The organism is Tabrizicola fusiformis, from assembly GCF_013328815.1.
Classification (GTDB): domain Bacteria; phylum Pseudomonadota; class Alphaproteobacteria; order Rhodobacterales; family Rhodobacteraceae; genus Fuscibacter.
Map to the genome: position 1 here is coordinate 127,321 of NZ_JABUHN010000008.1, position 17,348 is coordinate 144,668.

Annotated in this window: 21 protein-coding genes; 16 read left to right on the forward strand and 5 right to left on the reverse strand. The window is 65.0% G+C overall.

Translation table 11 applies throughout. From position 1 onward, the window contains the following. The 4 genes from HS053_RS14195 (at window position 1) to HS053_RS14210 (ending at window position 5,490) form a co-directional block, all read left to right on the forward strand. Window positions 1–1,839, forward strand: coding sequence for an ABC transporter ATP-binding protein (locus HS053_RS14195; RefSeq protein WP_174211917.1), 1,839 nt, complete (start codon window positions 1–3; stop codon window positions 1,837–1,839). Continuing rightward, window positions 1,839–3,692, forward strand: coding sequence for an ABC transporter ATP-binding protein (locus HS053_RS14200; protein ID WP_458358897.1), 1,854 nt, complete (start codon window positions 1,839–1,841; stop codon window positions 3,690–3,692). The genes HS053_RS14195 and HS053_RS14200 overlap by 1 nt, the downstream gene beginning before the upstream one ends. Continuing rightward, complete coding sequence (locus HS053_RS14205) at window positions 3,689–4,918, forward strand: class I SAM-dependent RNA methyltransferase (protein WP_174211919.1); 1,230 nt, start codon at window positions 3,689–3,691, stop codon at window positions 4,916–4,918. Before HS053_RS14200 ends, HS053_RS14205 begins: the two co-directional genes overlap by 4 nt. 68 nt (window positions 4,919–4,986) lie before the next feature. After that, a complete protein-coding gene (locus HS053_RS14210; RefSeq protein ID WP_174211920.1) occupies window positions 4,987–5,490 on the forward strand; it encodes a L,D-transpeptidase family protein in 504 nt (167 codons plus the stop codon). Between the two features lie 56 nt (window positions 5,491–5,546). Here HS053_RS14210 and dalA read toward each other — a convergent pair whose 3' ends face one another. After that, window positions 5,547–6,065: a divisome-associated lipoprotein DalA gene (gene dalA / locus HS053_RS14215; RefSeq protein WP_174211921.1), complete on the reverse strand. Its 519-nt coding sequence runs from the start codon at window positions 6,063–6,065 to the stop codon at window positions 5,547–5,549. A gap of 198 nt (window positions 6,066–6,263) precedes the next feature. Here dalA and HS053_RS14220 point away from each other — a divergent pair, with 198 nt between their 5' ends. The 7 genes from HS053_RS14220 (at window position 6,264) to HS053_RS14250 (ending at window position 9,268) form a co-directional block, all read left to right on the forward strand. Next, window positions 6,264–6,881: a L,D-transpeptidase gene (locus HS053_RS14220; RefSeq protein ID WP_174211922.1), complete on the forward strand. Its 618-nt coding sequence runs from the start codon at window positions 6,264–6,266 to the stop codon at window positions 6,879–6,881. 64 nt (window positions 6,882–6,945) lie between these two features. Continuing rightward, window positions 6,946–7,545, forward strand: a complete 600-nt coding sequence (locus tag HS053_RS14225) for a L,D-transpeptidase (protein WP_174211923.1) — start codon at window positions 6,946–6,948, stop codon at window positions 7,543–7,545. Between the two features lie 147 nt (window positions 7,546–7,692). After that, entirely contained in the window at window positions 7,693–7,887 is a 195-nt protein-coding gene (locus tag HS053_RS14230; RefSeq protein WP_174211924.1) for a hypothetical protein, read from the forward strand. Between the two features lie 160 nt (window positions 7,888–8,047). Next, on the forward strand, window positions 8,048–8,248 hold the full coding sequence (locus HS053_RS14235) for a hypothetical protein (protein ID WP_174211925.1): 201 nt from the start codon (window positions 8,048–8,050) through the stop codon (window positions 8,246–8,248). A 174-nt stretch (window positions 8,249–8,422) separates the two neighbouring features. After that, window positions 8,423–8,623 carry a hypothetical protein gene (locus HS053_RS14240; RefSeq protein WP_174211926.1) on the forward strand — a complete coding sequence of 67 codons (201 nt, stop codon included), beginning with the start codon at window positions 8,423–8,425 and terminating at the stop codon, window positions 8,621–8,623. Between the two features lie 189 nt (window positions 8,624–8,812). Next, entirely contained in the window at window positions 8,813–9,016 is a 204-nt protein-coding gene (locus HS053_RS14245; protein WP_174211927.1) for a hypothetical protein, read from the forward strand. Between the two features lie 51 nt (window positions 9,017–9,067). Then, window positions 9,068–9,268, forward strand: coding sequence for a hypothetical protein (locus tag HS053_RS14250; protein WP_174211928.1), 201 nt, complete (start codon window positions 9,068–9,070; stop codon window positions 9,266–9,268). Between the two features lie 21 nt (window positions 9,269–9,289). On the opposite strand, the gene hemH is transcribed toward HS053_RS14250, so the two are convergent. Continuing rightward, window positions 9,290–10,351, reverse strand: a complete 1,062-nt coding sequence (hemH, locus tag HS053_RS14255) for a ferrochelatase (protein WP_174211929.1) — start codon at window positions 10,349–10,351, stop codon at window positions 9,290–9,292. A 52-nt stretch (window positions 10,352–10,403) separates the two neighbouring features. Then, a complete protein-coding gene (locus HS053_RS14260; RefSeq protein WP_174211930.1) occupies window positions 10,404–11,210 on the reverse strand; it encodes a methyltransferase domain-containing protein in 807 nt (268 codons plus the stop codon). Window positions 11,211–11,234: 24 nt separating this feature from the next. Between HS053_RS14260 and HS053_RS14265 the strand changes: the two genes are divergently transcribed. From HS053_RS14265 to HS053_RS14285, 5 genes are read left to right on the forward strand one after another with little or no spacing between them, the layout of a single operon-like run. Further along, window positions 11,235–11,957, forward strand: coding sequence for a double zinc ribbon domain-containing protein (locus HS053_RS14265; RefSeq protein WP_174211931.1), 723 nt, complete (start codon window positions 11,235–11,237; stop codon window positions 11,955–11,957). Window positions 11,958–11,993: 36 nt separating this feature from the next. Then, window positions 11,994–12,248, forward strand: coding sequence for a glutaredoxin 3 (gene grxC / locus HS053_RS14270; protein WP_174211932.1), 255 nt, complete (start codon window positions 11,994–11,996; stop codon window positions 12,246–12,248). Continuing rightward, window positions 12,248–13,081: a carbon-nitrogen hydrolase family protein gene (locus HS053_RS14275; RefSeq protein WP_174212004.1), complete on the forward strand. Its 834-nt coding sequence runs from the start codon at window positions 12,248–12,250 to the stop codon at window positions 13,079–13,081. Before grxC ends, HS053_RS14275 begins: the two co-directional genes overlap by 1 nt. Next, a complete protein-coding gene (locus HS053_RS14280; RefSeq protein WP_174211933.1) occupies window positions 13,078–13,521 on the forward strand; it encodes a MarR family winged helix-turn-helix transcriptional regulator in 444 nt (147 codons plus the stop codon). The genes HS053_RS14275 and HS053_RS14280 overlap by 4 nt, the downstream gene beginning before the upstream one ends. Window positions 13,522–13,560: 39 nt before the next feature. Continuing rightward, window positions 13,561–14,406: a YihY/virulence factor BrkB family protein gene (locus HS053_RS14285; protein WP_174211934.1), complete on the forward strand. Its 846-nt coding sequence runs from the start codon at window positions 13,561–13,563 to the stop codon at window positions 14,404–14,406. Here the strand turns inward: HS053_RS14285 and HS053_RS14290 are convergent. Both HS053_RS14290 and HS053_RS14295 read right to left on the reverse strand, forming a co-directional pair. Further along, window positions 14,403–15,968 (reverse strand): CRTAC1 family protein, encoded by a 1,566-nt coding sequence (locus tag HS053_RS14290; RefSeq protein WP_241699870.1) that lies wholly within the window; start codon window positions 15,966–15,968, stop codon window positions 14,403–14,405. The genes HS053_RS14285 and HS053_RS14290 overlap by 4 nt on opposite strands. Beyond that, the gene (locus HS053_RS14295) at window positions 15,968–17,290 is read right to left on the reverse strand and encodes a vanadium-dependent haloperoxidase (RefSeq protein WP_206677612.1); all 1,323 of its coding nucleotides are present in this window, start codon (window positions 17,288–17,290) and stop codon (window positions 15,968–15,970) included. Before HS053_RS14295 ends, HS053_RS14290 begins: the two co-directional genes overlap by 1 nt. Window positions 17,291–17,348 lie beyond the last annotated feature (58 nt).

Genomic DNA, 17,348 nt, shown 5'->3' on the forward strand with positions numbered 1-17,348 from the left:
ATGTTCCGCTTCTTCGAGGGTCTGGTTGACCCCTACGCCACCTATACCCCCACCGACACGCCCCCGCGCAAGCTCTGGCCCTTTCTGTGGGATTATATCGTTCCCTTCCGCTGGGTCTTTGCCGCGACGGGCACTGTCGCCATTGCCAATGGTGCGCTGGATATCGCGCTGATCTGGTATGTCGGGCGTCTGGTAGATCTGTTGTCCACAGGCAGCCCGGCGCAGTTCTGGGCCAGCCACTGGGCCGAGGTGCTGGGCGTGGCGTTTGTGGTTCTGGTCATCCGTCCCGCCGTGGGCGTGACCGGGGTTGCCCTTTTGCACAACACCATCCTGACCAATTTCGGCACCATGATGCGCTGGCGCGCCCATGCCCATGTGCTGCGTCAGCCCGTCGGCTGGTTCGAAAGCGATTTTGCTGGGCGGATCGCCAACCGGATCATGCAGGCGCCGCCCGCCGCCGGGGAGGCGGTGTTCCAGACCTTTGACGCGGTTGCCTTCGCCTCGACCACGCTGGTCGGTGCGGCAATCATGCTGGCGGGGTCGGACCCGCGGCTTCTGGTGCCGCTGATCCTGTGGTTTGCGGGTTATATCGCGCTGATGCGCTGGACCGTGCGGCGTGCCGGCCCCGCCTCGACCGCCAGCTCCGAGGCGCGATCCGCGGTGACGGGCCGGGTCGTGGACGCCTATTCCAACATCCACTCGGTCAAGCTTTTCGCCCATACCGAGCGCGAGCTGGAATATGGCCGCGAGGCGATCGAACGGTCGCGCACCACGTTCCAATCGGAAATGCGCATCGTCACCACGATGGATCTGGTGCTGACCGTGCTGAACGGTTTCCTCATCGTCTCGGTCATCGGCTGGGCGATGTGGCTATGGTATGGCGGCGGCGCTTCGGTGGGGGCGGTGGCGGCGGCTGCGGCGCTTGTGCTGCGGCTGAACAGCATGACCTACTGGATCATGTGGGCGACGACCAACCTCGTGCAGAATCTGGGCACCGTGCAGGAGGGGATGGAGACGATCACCCAGCCGGTCACGCTGGTTGATGCGCCCGGCGCCAAGCCGCTGGCCTTCACCCGCGGCGAGGTGCAAATCGAAGGTGTCAGCCATCACTATGGCCGCGGTTTCGGCGGGTTGCAGGATGTCAGCCTGAACATCCGCCCGGGCGAAAAGATCGGTCTGGTCGGCCGCTCGGGCGCCGGGAAATCGACGCTGGTGAAGCTGATCCTGCGGTTCTACGACAGCGAGTCGGGCCGTATCCTGATTGACGGCCAGGACATTTCCCGCGTCACACAAGACAGTCTGCGGGCACAGATCGGCATGGTGCAGCAGGACAGCAGTCTGATGCACCGCTCGGTGCGCGAGAACATCCTTTACGGCTTCCCCGATGCCTCCGAAGCGCAGATGATTGCTGCGGCCAAACAGGCCGACGCGCATGAGTTTATTCTGGGTCTGGAAGATCCGCAGGGCCGCAAGGGATATGACGCCCATGTGGGCGAGCGGGGGGTAAAGCTTTCGGGCGGGCAGCGGCAACGGGTGGCTCTGGCGCGGGTGATCCTCAAGGATGCGCCGATCCTGATTCTGGACGAGGCAACCTCGGCGCTCGACTCCGAGGCAGAGGCGACGATTCAGGATGCGCTGTTCGGCGTGATGCAGGGCAAGACGGTGATCGCCATTGCGCACCGGCTGTCCACCATCGCAGAGATGGACCGCATCGTCGTGCTGGAAGATGGCAAGGTGGCGGAAGTGGGCAGTCATGCCGAACTTCTGGCTCTGAACGGCCTTTATGCCCGGTTCTGGGCCCGCCAATCGGGCGGTTTCATCGGGATGGATCTGGAATGATGAACCTCATACTCGGGCCTCGTATTCCGCCTTTCGCCGAGGCGGAGGTCCCGCCGCCGCCCCGGATGTGGGCCTTTTTCGGCTGGGCCCTGAAAGGGGCCTGGGCCGGAATCATCTGGGCTGCGCTCTGGTCGGCGGCGGCGGGTTCGCTCGAGGCGGTTTCGGCCACCATTCTGGGCCATGTGATCGACGCCGCCACCAGCGCCGAACCGGCAACGGCGCTGGCGAACCACTGGCACCTCGCGCTGGGGTTCCTTTTGTTCTATCTGCTTCTGCGCCCGGCAATTTTCGGAATGAACACCGCTGCCGCCTCGGTTCGGCTGGAGCCGAACCTGTTTCCGCTGATCCTGTCGCGCATCCACCGCTGGACCATGGGGCAGGCGGTTACATTCTTTGACAATGATTTCGCCGGACGCATCGCGCAAAAGCAGATGCAGACGGCACGGGCGGCAACCGATGTGGTTTCGGGAACCATCGAAACCGTGGCCTTTGCGCTGGCTTCGGTGGTGGGGTCGGTTGCGCTGCTCTTGGCGATTGACGTGCGGGTTTCGGGCCTGCTTGTGCTGTGGGTGATTGCCTATGGGCTGTTCATTCGTGGGTTCCTGAAGCGGATCAGGGCCGCTTCGGGCGCGCGGGCGGCGGCGCGGGCGATGGTGACGGGGCAGATCGTCGATACCGTCACCAATATGAAAACCGTCAAGCTGTTCGCCCATGCCGAGCATGAGGACCGCGTGGCGCTTGAGGCGATGGCGAGCTTCCGCGAAAAGGCCACCGAATACGGCATCATCTCAAGCTGGTTCCGGCTTGCACTGATGGCGCTGGCGGGGGTTTTGCCGGTGATGTTGGTGGGTGGCACCGTGGCGCTCTGGTTGCAGGGCCATGCGACGGCGGGCGACATCGCGGCGGCGGGGGCAATTTCCTTCCGGCTGGCACAGATGACGGGCTGGGTTTCGTTCAGCCTGATGGGCATTTTCGGTAATCTGGGCGAGGTGGAGGATGGTATCCGCACCCTGACCCCGCCCTATACGCTGGCCGATGCGCCCGACGCGGGCGAGATGCCGCGCGTCACGGGAGATGTGCAGTTCGATGCCGTCAGCTTTGCCTATGGCCGGCGCAGCGAAAGCGGTCGCGGCGGGGTGGACGGCATCAACCTGCACATCCGCCCGGGCGAAAAGATCGGCGTGGTCGGGGCTTCGGGTGCCGGCAAATCGACACTGGTTTCGCTCTTGTTGCGGCTCTATGATGCCGAACAGGGTCACATTCTGATCGACGGGCAGGATGTGCGCGACGTGACGCAGGAAAGCCTGCGGCGGCAGATCGGCATGGTCACGCAGGAAACCGCCATGTTCAACCGCACGGCGCGCGAGAACATCCTTTACGGCAACCCCGAGGCGACCGAGGCACAGATGATCGCCGCCGCCCGCGCCGCGGAGGCGCATGACTTCATCCTCTCGCTGCGCGACCATCAGGGCCGCGCCGGCTATGACGCCTATCTGGGCGAGCGGGGGGTGAAACTGTCGGGCGGGCAGCGGCAGCGGATCGCGCTGGCGCGGGCCTTCCTGAAAGACGCGCCGATTCTGGTGCTGGACGAGGCAACTTCGGCCCTTGATTCCGAGGTCGAGGCCAGCATTCAGGACGCGCTGGCGCGGGTGATGCAGGGCAAGACCGTGGTGGCCATTGCGCACCGTCTTTCCACCATCGCCGAGATGGACCGCATCATCGTGCTTGACGCGGGCCGCATCGTCGAGGAAGGCAGCCACAACGAACTTCTGGCGCGGGGCGGGCTTTATGCGCGCTACTGGAACCGTCAGTCGGGCGGCTTCATCGGCACCGAGGAAAAGGAACCGGCGTGAGGATCACCATTGACCGGCTGGGCCATCTGGGCGACGGCATTGCGCTGACCGACAGCGGCACGATCTATGCCAGTGGCCTGCTGCCCGGCGAGGTGGCCGAGGGCGCGTTGCAGGGCGATACGCTGATCAACACGCGGATCGTCACACCCTCCGCTTTGCGGGTCAAACCGCCGTGCAGTCACGCAAAGACCTGCGGCGGCTGCCTGATGCAACACGCAACCGACGCCTTTGTGGCCGAGTGGAAGGAAAGCATCATCCGCGGCGCGCTGGCCGGTCAGGGGCTTGAGGCGCCGTTCCGGCCCATCGCCACCTCCCCCGCCCGCTCGCGCCGCCGGGCAACGCTGACCGGGCGCAAGACCAAGGGTGGCGCGCTGTTGGGGTTTCACGCCCGGGCGTCGGACCTGCTCTTGCCGGTGCCCAACTGCCAGCTTTTGCACCCCGATCTGATGGCCACCTTCCCGGGGCTTGAGGCGCTGGTGCGGCTGGGCGGCAGCCGGACGACCGAGCTGCAACTGACGGTGACCCGCAGCCTTGCCGGGGCCGATGTGGCGGTCTCGGGTGGCAAAGACCTCGATTCAACCCTGCGGCTGGAACTGGCCCGGGTGACCGAGGCGCACGGCTTTGCCCGTCTGACCTGGGGCGATGAAACCGTGGCCCTGCGCGCCAGCCCGGTGCAGCGGATGGGCCGCGCGCTTGTCACCCCGCCGCCGGGCGCCTTTCTGCAGGCCACGGCCGAAGGGGAAACTGCGCTGTTGCAGGCGGTGGCGCTGGCCATCGGTTCGGCCCGCAAGATCACCGATCTTTTCGCCGGCTGCGGCACCTTCGCTCTGCCCTTGGCCGAACGGGCCGAGGTTCATGCGGTGGAAGGTGAAGCCGCCATGACCGCCGCCCTCGACAAGGCCGCCCGTCAGACCGAAGGGCTGCGCCGCGTCACCGTGGAAACCCGCGACCTCTTCCGCCGTCCGCTGGAACCGGATGAGTTCAAGGGGGTGGAGGCCGCGGTGATCGACCCGCCCCGCGCGGGGGCCGAGGCGCAAGTGGCGCGGCTGGGTGCCGCGAAGGTGCCGGTCATCGCCATGGTATCCTGCAACCCGGTCACCTTTGCCCGTGACGCCCGCAGCCTGTGTCAGGCCGGTTACCGGCTGGATTGGGTGCAGGCGATCGACCAGTTCCGCTGGTCCGCCCATGTCGAGCTTGCCGCGCGCTTCGTTCTGACAAAAGCGTGAGCGGCCATCGCCCTCTGGCCTGAGCCGATGTTTTCGGCTATGGCCAGAAAAAAACGGGGCAGAGCAGCATGGCCTTTCTGAGAATACTTCTGATTGTAGCCGCTTTTGTGGGGCTCGCGTCCTGCGGCGGCAAATTCCGCACCTATCATGGGCCGGAAATCACATCGATTCAGGTCCACAAGGCCGACCGCAAGATGTATCTCTTGCACAACAGCAAGGTCGTGAAGACCTATGACATCGGGCTGGGCGGCAATCCGGTGGGTCACAAGCAATTCGAGGGCGACCTGAAAACGCCCGAGGGCAGCTATACCATCACCCACCGCAACCCGAAATCGACCTATCATCTGTCGCTGGGCATCTCTTACCCCAATGCCAATGACCGCGCCTATGCGGCTTCGCAGGGCAAACAGCCGGGCGGAGACATCTTCATTCACGGCGCCCCGCCCAAAGCGGTGCGGAAATCGGTGCGCGACAATGACTGGACCGCGGGCTGTATCGCGGTGACCGACAAAGAGATCGAGATGATCTATGCCATGGTCAAGCCGGGCACGCCGATCCATATTCTGCCCTGAGGCGGAAAAGGCAAAGGGCCCCGCTGGGCCCTTTTTCGTCAGACGGGGTGGCGGGTTCAGCCGCCGGTCAGCATCGTCCACCAGATCTTGCCACCCGGCTCCTGGAACCAGGCGAACCCCGCCTCCCGCGCGCGGGCATCAAGAATAACCTCGCGGGTGTCCGGCTGCGCCATCCAGGCGGACAGCGTTTCCAGCTCGGTCTGATAGGTCTCGGAAATCAGCTCGCCCAGAAGCTGGCCGGTATAGCCGACGCGCTGCACCCGAACCAGCGGTGACGAGCCGTCCGAGCCGAAATGCCAGGGCCGGTTCTGCACCGACATATCGCGTGCATGGGTCAAGGCAGCCGCGTTCAGTGCGGCGTTGAAGTTCAGCGCCGGCGCGCCCTTGGCCTGACGCAGCGCATTCACGGCATCCAGCAGGCGATATGGAATCTTGGCCGCCTCGGCCCCCGAAATCACATAGACCTGCGGCAAAGGCTTGCCATCCGAGCCAAGGCGCGGCTCGGCCGACGTGGCCACACAACCCGACAACGCCACCGCCGCGCCGCCGATCATCAGAACTGTCCGTCTGTCCATCATCTCTCTTTTCCGTGCCCGCCCGGTGAACCCCGGTTCTTGGCAGCGCCTCTGCCCGTGCCTGCCCTCGTGCTTATCCAAAGCTGCGGCAAGGATCAAACAGCCTGTGCAATCTTTGGCCGATTGCCGCGCGTTTGATTGCTGGCGCCCCGCCACAAGAGTAGAAGGCGGCCAAAGACCCGCTTTGGAGACCTGCGGATGACCGCCGAACGCCACCCCGGCCTGAACCGCCGCCGCTTTCTGACCACCTCCGGCGCGCTGATCGGCGCCGCAGCCCTTGCCGCCCCCGCCCTTGCGCAGGGTGTGATGGAGGGCACGACCGAATTCGCCTCGCTGGCGACGAACCCGGTGCGCAACAACATCTCGTCCTTCACGATGAAGGAGTGGCGCGATTATTTCGACAATCTGCGCAACGGTGCGATTCTGGCCGACCTGACCAGCCGCGCCGTGCATTTCTGGAGCGAGGATGAGTCGATCTATCGGCTTTACCCCTCGTCGGTGCCGCTGAATGAGGAACTGACCAAGCGGGGCCGGACCACGGTGATCCAGAAGGTCGAAAATCCGGTCTGGATTCCCACCAAGGACGAGCTGACCCGCAACCCCGACTGGCCCCGCCGGGTCGAGGGAGGGTCGCCTGAAAACCCGTTGGGTGTGCGGGCGCTTTACCTTGGCTGGCCCGCCTATCGCATCCACGGCACCCATGACACGCGCAAGATCGGCCGCCGTTCGTCCAATGGCTGCGTCGGCCTTTATAATGAGCATATCCTTGAGCTTTATGGCTATGCCAAGGTCGGAACGCAGGTTCTGTTCCTGTGATCGTGACTGGACAGGGCGGCGCCCTGTCCCCATATCGTGCCGTAATGAGTGACGGAGTATCCCCATGACCGACAAGACCCCGGCCATCAACCGCCGCCTTTTGCTGGCCGCCACGGGCGGCGCGCTGGCCGCAGCCACCGTTCCGGCCCGCGCGCAGGACAACAGCACCGAATTTGTGCCCCCGGCCGACAGCCCGGTGCGCAACAACATCTCGTCTTTCCGCATCCTGAACTGGCAGGACCATTTCGCCTCGACCAAGAACGGGGCGATTCTGGCCGACCTGACTTCGCGCGCGCTGCACTACTGGAGCGAGGATCTGTCGATCTATCGGCTGTATCCCACTTCGGTTCCCCTGAACGAAGAGCTGACCCGGCGCGGCAAAACCGAGGTGATCCAGAAGGTGGTCAATCCGCCGTGGCGGCCCACCGCCTCGATGAAGGAACGCAATCCAAGCTGGCCTGATCTGGTCGAGGGCGGCTCTCCCGAAAACCCCCTTGGAACGCGGGCGCTTTACCTTGGCTGGCCCGCCTATCGCATCCATGGCACCCATGACACGCGCAAGATCGGGCGCCGTTCGTCCAGCGGATGCGTCGGGCTTTACAATGAACACATCGAAGAGCTGTTTTCCTTTGCGAAAGTCGGCACGCAAGTGTTGCTAATTTGACGACATCGGCCAGTGCCTGCCTGTTTGGTAGCCGCGCCAGATTGCAAATCACCGCGCGACATCATTAGAGAGCAAGCACGAGGAACAGTCTTGGGTTCGTGCCGTCACCTCTGTCAAATTGGCCGCACGAGATAACTGGAGGTTAACATGAAGAAACTTGCGCTCGCCGCCGCTCTGTCGCTGGCTGCTACCACCGCTTTCGCCGGTGGCGTTGCTGAACCGGTGATGGAAGAAGAAGTTGTCAAGGCCGCGACCTCGTCGTCGGCTTCGGGCATCATCGTTCCGATCCTGCTCCTGCTGGTCGTTGCGGCTGCCGTGTCGTCGTCGTCGTCGGCTGACTGATATTTCGGCTTTGCCGGAATGAAACGGCAGCCTTCGGGCTGCCGTTTTGCATTTCGGGCTTCACAGTTTGCTTGATCCGCGCCGCAATGTGGCGCAACCCTTGAAAACGGGCCGCCCCATGCGGGGACAGCGCCGGATTTCCGCCAGATTGGAGTTTCCGATGAAAAAGATCGCCCTTGCCGCCGCCCTCTCGCTGGCCGCCACCACCGCTTTCGCCGGTGGCGTCGCCGAGCCGGTGATGGAAGAAGAAGTTGTCGCCGCAGCCACCTCGTCTTCGGCTTCGGGGGTTATTGTGCCCCTGCTGCTGCTCCTGATTGTCGCGGCCGCCGTTTCGTCGTCCTCGGGCAGCGAAGCACCCTAAGGGCTTCGGCGCCTTCCGATACTGTTGTAGGAAAATCGCAACACAGGTGAAACTGTGCTGCGATTTTTCGTTTGTTTGCCAGATGGCGCCGCCTCTGCAATCTTCGGCCTGCCCACTGGCCTTCCGCCAGGAGCGCCGGACACGCATGTCTTGGCCTGCCAAATGGAGTGCTGAATGAAAAAGATCGCCCTTGCCGCCGCCCTCTCGCTGGCCGCCACCACCGCTTTCGCCGGTGGCGTCGCCGAGCCGGTGATGGAAGAAGAAGTTGTCGCCGCAGCCACCTCGTCTTCGGCTTCGGGGATCATCGTCCCGATCCTGCTGCTTTTGGTGATTGCCGCCGCCGTTTCGTCGTCCTCGGGCAGCGAGCCGCGGTAAGCCGACAGGGCTTTGCGGTCACATCCTGACCGCTGACTGTTGTAGGAAAATCGCAGCGCAGGTGAAACTGTGCTGCGATTTTTCGTTTGTTTGCCAGATTGCATTGCCTCTGCAATCTTCGACCTGCCCGCTGGCCTTCCGCCAGGAGCGCCGGGAGTTCTGCCCCCGGCCTGCCAAATGGAGTGCTGAATGAAAAAGATCGCCCTTGCCGCCGCCCTCTCGCTGGCCGCCACCACCGCTTTTGCGGGCGGCGTGGCCGAGCCGGTGATGGAAGAAGAAGTTGTCGCCGCAGCCACCTCGTCTTCGGCTTCCGGGGTTATCGTGCCCCTGCTGCTGCTTCTGATTGTCGCGGCCGCCGTGTCGTCGTCCTCGGGTGGCGGCGAAAGCTTGTGATCAAAGGGCTACGCACCTGTAGCCCGCAGACTTGAAATATTGGAGCTGACCATGAAAAAGATTGCCCTTGCCGCCGCCCTCTCGCTGGCCGCCACGACTGCTTTTGCGGGCGGCGTGGCCGAGCCGGTGATGGAAGAAGAAGTTGTGGCCGCCGCCACCTCATCTTCGGCTTCGGGAATCATCGTCCCGATCCTGCTCTTGCTGGTGATCGCGGCTGCTGTGTCGTCGTCGGGTGGCGGCGAGCGCGGCTGATATGGCGTCTGGCCGGGCGCGTTAGCGTCCGGCCTGCACCCAGCCCTGCAGATTATCGCCGATCACGGCGGTCAGCGCATCAATATGCGCAGCCTCGTCGTTCAGGCAGGGAATATAGGTGAACTCCTCGCCCCCCGCGTGCAGGAAACTCTCGCGGATTTCGCCGTTGATTTCCTCAAGCGTTTCAATGCAATCGGCGGAAAAAGCGGGGGCCATAACCGCAATCCGCTTCTTGCCCTGCCGCGCCAGTTCCGCGACATGCTCAACCGTATAGGGCCGCAGCCATTCCTCGCGGCCAAAGACCGACTGGAAGGTCGTCACGATCTCTCCCTTGTCCCAGCCCAGACGTTCGCGCAGAAGGCGCGAGGTTTTCTGGCACTGGCAGTGATAGGGGTCACCCTCCATCAGATAGCGTTTCGGCATCCCGTGATAACTGGCAATCAACAGGTCGGGCCGCTGCGGCAGCGCGGCATAGGCCCGCTCGACCGATTGCGCCAGCGCCTCGATATACAAGGGATGCTCGAAATATTCGGGCACGGTGCGCGCCGCGGGCTGGCGTTTTTCCTTGGCCAAAGCCGCGAAGAACGCATCATTTGCCGTGGCCGAGGTGGCCCCCGCGTAATGCGGATACAGCGGGAAAAACAGGATCTTCTCGCAGCCCGCCGCCACCATCGCCCGCACCTTTGACGCGGTTGAGGGGTTGCCGTAGCGCATACAGAAATCGACCATGACGGTATCGCCATATTCCGCCGCCAGCCGTGCAGCGATGGCTGCGGTCTGATCCTTGGTAATGGTCATCAGCGGGCTTTCGCCCTTGTCGTGGTTCCAGATCAGCTTGTAATTCGCGCCGCTGGTGAAAGGGCGTTTGGTCAGGATGATAAGCTGCAACAGCGGCTGCCACTTCCAGTCGGGAATGTCGATCACCCGCTTGTCGGACAGAAACTCGCTCAGATACCGGCGCATCGACCAATAGTCATAATTGTCGGGCGTGCCGAGATTGGCCAGCAACACGCCGACCTTGGCCGGTTTCACCGCCGGGTGATCCGCCGGGGCATGGGCCAGACGCCCTGTCCTGTCGCTCATCGCTTGCTCCCTCGCTCGCTTTGCATCCGAGATAACCCGCCGCGCCGCGCGGTCAACCGTTCTCGCGCGGAAGCGGGCGTTCCGCCGCATGCAGCGCCTCTGCCAGCCGGGTCGCGGCCGAGCCGGGGCGCAGCGGTTTCTGCTGGCTGTCATGCGGGGCCCAGCCGGTGAGCGCGATCACCTCGAACGTCGCGGGGATACGGCCGTCAGCCGTGGCGAATCGCTCGTGATAAAGCGCCATCGCCCGGGCCAGCACCGCCCGCCGCGTCGGGCGCCGCAGCCGCGCCATCAGCGCATTGCCTTCCCCCATCGCCCGCAGATCGGCCATCAGGTGCAAGGCATCGCGGTAAAGCACGGTCTTGGTATAGCTGTCGGCCACCGGCAGTGCGAAACCCGCGCGCTGCAACAGCGCGCCAAGGTCACGGATTTCGCCCATCGGCAGCACCCGGGGCGAAAGCCCGCCCGTCACCTCTGCCTCAGCCTCGGCCAGACAGGCGCGGAGTTCGTGCAGCGTCTGGCCGCCGAACATCAGACCCAGAAACAGCCCGTCGGGTTGCAAGGCACGGCGGCATTGCACCAATTGCCCCACCGGGTCATTCGCCCAATGCAGCGCAAGCGCGTGGATCACCAGATCATGGGCGCCCTGATGCAGATCCAGCGTTTCGTCATCCGCCACCACCGGGAAATCCGGCCACAGGGCGGGAAAACCGCTCACCACCACCGGCGTCGTAAAGGTTCTGTTAACCTCGGTGAGTCTCTCCTGAATCTCGTCGCGCGCCTCTTCCTGCAGGAAGAACGCGGTGGCGCGGGCGCGGTGGCGGGCCAAGGCGGCCCGGTCTGTCAGGATCGGCGGCGTCATGGGCGCGGACCATAGGGGGAAGCGATGGGATTGCAAGTGGCGCTGCATCTGGTCTACCCGCCGCAATGCCTTACCTGCGATGCGCTGGTCACCAGCGATTTCGGCCTCTGCGGCCGCTGCTGGCGCGAGACGCCCTTTGTCGCCGGGCTGGTCTGCGATCTCTGCGGCACCCCCCTGCCGGGCGCGGATGACGGCAAGCCGGTGCATTGCGACGATTGCCTTGCCATCGCCCGCCCATGGAGCCGGGGGCGGGCGGCACTTCTCTATAAGGACAATGCGCGGCAGATCGTGCTGTCGCTCAAACATGGTGACCGGCTGGATCTGGCCCGCTCGGCGGCGCAGTGGATGCTGCGGGCGGCGGCGCCGATTCTGCTACCAGGAATGCTGGTGGCGCCGGTGCCGCTGCACTGGCTGCGGCTGCTCAAACGCCGCTACAATCAGTCGGCGCTGTTGTCGGCTGCCGTGGCCCGTCATGCCGGGCTTGACCACTGCCCCGATCTGCTCATCCGCCGTCGCAGCACGCCCAGCCAAGAGGGGCGGGACCGCAACGCACGCTTTGCCAACCTTGCCGATGCGCTGGTGCTGCACCCCCGCCGCGCTACGCGGGTCGAGGGGCGGCATGTGCTGCTGGTCGATGATGTGATGACTTCGGGTGCCACGCTGGCCGCCGCCGCCGAAGCCTGCGTTGCAGGCGGCGCAACGGGGGTTTCCGTTCTGGTGCTGGCCCGCGTTGCGAAGGATGCCTAAATCCTTATAGTTACCGCGACTGCAAAGGATCGGCCCATGAAATCCGTCGAAATCTACACCACGCCCACCTGCCCCTATTGCCTTGCTGCCAAGCGGCTGCTCGCGAAAAAGGGCGTCGGCTTTGCCGAGATTGACGTATCGCGCGACCCGTCGCTGCGCATCGCCATGACCGAGCGGGCGGGCGGGCGCCGCACGGTGCCGCAAATCTTCATCGGTGGCACCCATGTCGGCGGCAGCGACGACCTGCACGCGCTGGACTATGACGGCAAACTGGACCCGATGCTGGCATGATCCGCGCGGCGCTGATCCAGCTTACGGTTTCCGACGATCCGGCGGCCAATCTGGCCGTCACGCAGGCCCGGATTGCCGAGGCGGCTGCGGGCGGTGCGGGTTTCGTGCTGACGCCGGAGTGCAGCAATATACTGTCGTCGAACCGCACGCATCAACGCGCCGTGCTGCGGCAGGAAGAGGATGACCCGACGCTGGCCGCGCTGCGCAAACAGGCAGCCGGTCTTGGTATCTGGCTGCTGATCGGCTCGCTCGGGGTGCTGACACAGGATGCCGATGGGCGGTTTGCCAACCGCAGCCTGCTGATCGGGCCGGATGGCGCCGTGGCCGCGCGTTATGACAAGATCCATATGTTCGACGTGAATGTCTCGGAAACCGAGGTTTACCGCGAAAGCGCGGCCTATAGGCCCGGCGCGCAGGCCGTGGTCGCCGAAACGCCCTTTGCCAAGATCGGCATGACGGTCTGCTATGATGTGCGGTTCCCCCATCTCTACCGCCGTCTTGCCAAGGCCGGGGCGCAGATCCTGACTGTGCCCGCCGCCTTCAACCACATCACCGGCGCCGCCCATTGGGAAACCCTGCTGCGCGCCCGGGCGATCGAGACCGGCTGCTTCGTGCTGGCCCCGGCGCAAACCGGCCTGCATCCCGAAGCGCATGGTCCCGGCACCCGCCGCACCTATGGCCATTCGCTGGCCATCGCGCCCTGGGGCGAGGTGCTGGCCGATGCCGGAACGGCGCCGGGGGTGACCTTTGTCGATCTGGACCTTGATCAGGTGGCCAAAGCCCGCGCCCGTGTGCCCTCGCTCTCTCACGACCGCGAGTTTGACGCGCCATGAACGAGCGCACCGACGATCTGGCGATCACCCTGTTCGGAGAGTTGTTCATGGCCGATCAGCTCGCCCGCAACCGCATCTCCAAGGCGCTGCCCAAGGGGATGGAACTGTCGCATTTCTCGGTGCTGAACCATCTGGCCCGGATCGGGGATGAGCGCACCCCGGCCCAGCTTGCCCGCGCCTTCCATGTGACGCGGGGGGCGATGACCAACACCTTGTCGCGGCTGGAATGGGCCGGGCATATCCATATCCGGCCCGATTGGGATGATGCCCGGCAGAAATTCGTCGCCATCTCGCCCGCAGGCAGGGCGGCGCGCGATGCCGCGGTGGCTGCCGTCGTGCCGCTGATTTCCGATGTGGTGGGCGCCCTTGGCGCCGACAAGGTGCGCGCCCTCTTGCCGGTGCTGCGCGAATTGCGGGTAAAGATGGAGGGCGAGGGCTGACCCCTTGCCGCCGCGCGCGCGCTGGCCCATCCTGACGCCATGCGCATTCCTTTCCTGCCCCCCAACGCAATGGCGGCCTTCTGGCGGTTCTACCGCCGGACCGAGCAGGCCGAGCTTGACCTAATCGCGGCCGGGGTGGCCTTTTACGCCTTTCTTGCCATCTTTCCGGCAGCGGCTGCGGTGATTGCGCTCTGGGGGTTTGTGTCGGACCCGGCGATGATCCGGCAGGAGATGCAGCTTCTGCGGCCCGTGGTGCCGCCGGATGTCTTCACCCTTCTGTCAAATCAGGTCGAGCAGTTGCTGGCGGTTTCCTCCTCGAATTTCGGGCTGACCACACTCTTGCCCACGGCGCTGGCCCTGTGGTCGGCACGGGCCGGGGCGGCGGCGCTGATCCGCGGGCTGAATGCCATTCATCAGCGGCCGAACCGCGCCGGGCACCGGCATCAGTTGCGGGCGATGTTCCTGACCTTCGTGCTGATCGGGCTGGTTCTGGCGGCGATGGTGATGGCGCTGGTGGTGCCCTTGCTGGCCACGTTCCTACCCGAAGGTCCGCTCTGGACACGGATGGCCAGCACCACAAACCTTGGTCTGGCAGTCCTTCTGGGGGTTCTGGCGGTCGGGCTGGCCTTTCGCCTTGGGCCCAACCATGGGCCCAGCGCGCCGCCGCTTCTGTCTTGGGGGCTTTTGGTGGCGGTGGTCCTCTGGGTGCTGGTGACCAAGGGCTTCATGCTCTACCTGTCGAATTTTCCCAGCTATAACAGGGTTTATGGGTCTATCGGCGCGGTGGCCGCGCTGATGATGTGGCTGTATCTGTCCGCCTATGCCGTGCTGATCGGCGCCGCGGTGGACGCCGAGCGCCAACGCGCCCGGCGCCAGTCGCCCTAGGGCTGCGCTTCGGCGCCCGCCCGGGTCACCCGGTAGAACCCGGGCGCCAGCTCCATCCAATCGCCCGCGGCGCCATCTGGCCAGATCACCCGCACCTTGGCCAGCGTCGCCGCACCCAGCCCGAAATGCGTCCAGCCAAGCTGCCCGCCGCCATGGCCGCCGCCCACGGTAATTTCGCGCCGCTGCCTGTGGCCATCCGCCTCAACCTCGATCCATGCGCCGATGGCATTGCGGTTGTCGCCCTCATCAGCCAGCGCGAGTTGCAGGAAGCCGCCCGCCCCCGCCGTCACGTTGCGCCAGATCTGTGCGGGTTCCCAGCGGTTCACCACCACCAGATCCATCAGGCCATCCCGGTTGAAATCGGCCAGCGCACCGCCGCGGGCATTGCCCATGCTGGCCACACCTGCGATATCGCCCATTTCGGCAAACTTGCCATCGGCTTTCTGCACCAACAGGTTGTTGGGGTCTTTCATCGCAAAATCCGGCATGGACGAGACATTGCCCTTGGCCACGAAGAGATCGGCCAGCCCGTCGTTGTTCACATCTTCGAATTGCGCGTGCCAGGCGGTCGAAGGGTGCAGGTCGCCGCCCGTATAGGGCCGGTGGGCGGTAACCCCCCGGGCAAACGCCTGATCCTCATAAACCGGCGCCACCGGCTTGCCCTCGGGCGGCGGCACCAGCGATTGCAGCTTGTTATCGGCCATTGACGTCAGGAACAGTTCGGTATCGCCATCGGCATCCAGATCGCGCGAGGCGATGCCCATGCCCCAGATGCGCAACCGCTTCCAGCCCTCGGCCTCGGTATAAAGCCGGGGGTCTTCGTGGCGCTTGATGTGCCAAAGCTGCTCTTGCCCGCCCTTGTAATATTCACGGTCATTCGAGACCCGCAGGTCGGAAAAGCCCTGACCGGCCCAGTCCGAGAACAGGATCGACAGCGCACAGAAGCTGGGCAGCAATTCCTCGGGTGGGGCGAAGCCGCCGCTTTCGGCGGGCATGTGCAGCCAATTCGGCGTGCAAGAGCCCCATGGGAACGCCTCTTCCTTGCGGTCGATGTAATTGCCCACGGCAAGGGTGGGCCAATCCGCCCCCGGCTCCCACCGCGCAGCAAAGGCGGTGGACCATGCGTCACCGCCGTCAAAGTTCCAGTCGGCGCTGGCATCGTCGAACCGGCAATCGCCCAGCCCTCGCATCAGCTTGTTGGCCCCGACCCGCAGCACCGCCAGATCGACATTGCCGTCGCCGTTGACATCCAGCGGCCAGGCGCCGGTCACCGCGTCGATCTCAAGCCCGCTGTCGCGCTTTTCAAAGCGCAGCGGACCGCCCTTTTCGGACAGGTTGCGATAGAGACCCGAGGGCGCTTCGCCGCCCGACAGGAACAGATCCTGCGCGCCGTCGCCGTCGCAATCGAACACGGCAGCACCGCCACCCACCATATATTGCCAATCGCCCATATAGGCGGTGGACAGGCCCGCCGTGGCGGTTTCCTCAAGGTATTTCGGCGCAAGCGGCTCCTGCGCAAGCGCGGGCGCGGCCAGCAGAATCAGGGCGATCAGGCTGCGCATCATGCCTCCCGGGTTTTCAGTTGCGCGACCTTGGCCGCGATGCAGGCCCCCTGGGCCAGACCCTGCTCGATCGCCGCGCGGAAGTGGATGCCGCCATACAGGCGCGAAATGGCCGCCTCGTTCGCGGCTTCGGCAAAGCTCGTAAAGGGGCGCACCGGCAGCCCGTCATCGGCATGGGCACCATCCTCGAAAGCAAAACCCTCGCCGAACAGCGCCGTCAGCACCCCCGCCGCTGCCCCCGATTGTGTCGAATGCCCCGAGGGATATTCCGGGAAGGGCGGGGTGTTCAGCAACGGCTCCCATTTCGGGTCGATCACCCGGCGGATATAGGTCAGGGGCCGGACCAGATCATAGCGGAACTTGGCATCCCAGCAGGCGATGAAGGCATCGGCCACCGCAATGCCCAGAAGCGCCAGAACCTCGGCCTGCCGGTCAACCGGGGTGGCGTCGCGGGCAAAGATTTCCAGCACAATGGAAATCCAGTGCCCGGGCGGGGTCGAGGACAGCATCGGATCATCCGACCAGAACCGCGCGATCAGCTTTTGCTCATCCGTCAGGCTGCGCGAGGTGTCATAGACCTCTTTCGCCTCGTTATAGAAGGCCGAGCCGGGCTCTTCGCTGTAGTCAGGCGGCGGCGGCAAGCCGCAATCGGCGCCCGAAGCCAGCACAAAGGTCCGCACCGTGCCCCAATAGGGCAGAAGCGGCGCCTGTTGCACCGCCACTTTCGAGGTGGGCACCCATTGCGACGGCAGCTTGTCCTTGGCGGCCTCCATGGGGAAACCCATGTTCTCGATCTCGGCGCCACCATCGGTTTCGGCCCAGGCAAGGATATGGGCGGCAATCGCCGCGCCATGGGCACGGCTGGCCGCCTCGGTTGCGGCATCGGCACCGCCGGACAGCACCTTGTCCTGCTGCGCGGCCATCGCCGCCATGGCACGCTGCCCGGTGGGGCCGGTGCGGCTGAACAGCGCCGGAACCGCCGTGGTGAAGGCCCCTTGCAGCACAAAGGCCGCATCCAGCCCCTTCGGCGCGGCGGGCGGCGGTGTCAGCCCCTGCACCTGCCCCGCCAGCGAGACCAGACCGCCCGGCCCGCCCACAAGCGCCTCGTGCAGGGTGATGCCCAGATAGGCGAAGGACCGGCTGGCCACGGGCGGCGAATAGGTGGCGGTGTGGCGCACCAGCTCCAGCACCAGACGATACCAGTCGGCCAGCACCGCCGCCCCATCCGGGGCCGCCTGCGCAGAGCGGGGCAGCGACAGCAGCAAAGGCATGGCGGCAGCGCCCAGAAGCGCCCGGCGATTGATCCGATGGGTCAAGGGCAAGGCGTTCTCCTCCGTAAACGTTTGCGCTATCAAATAGCCACAAAGCGCCCCTTGCGGA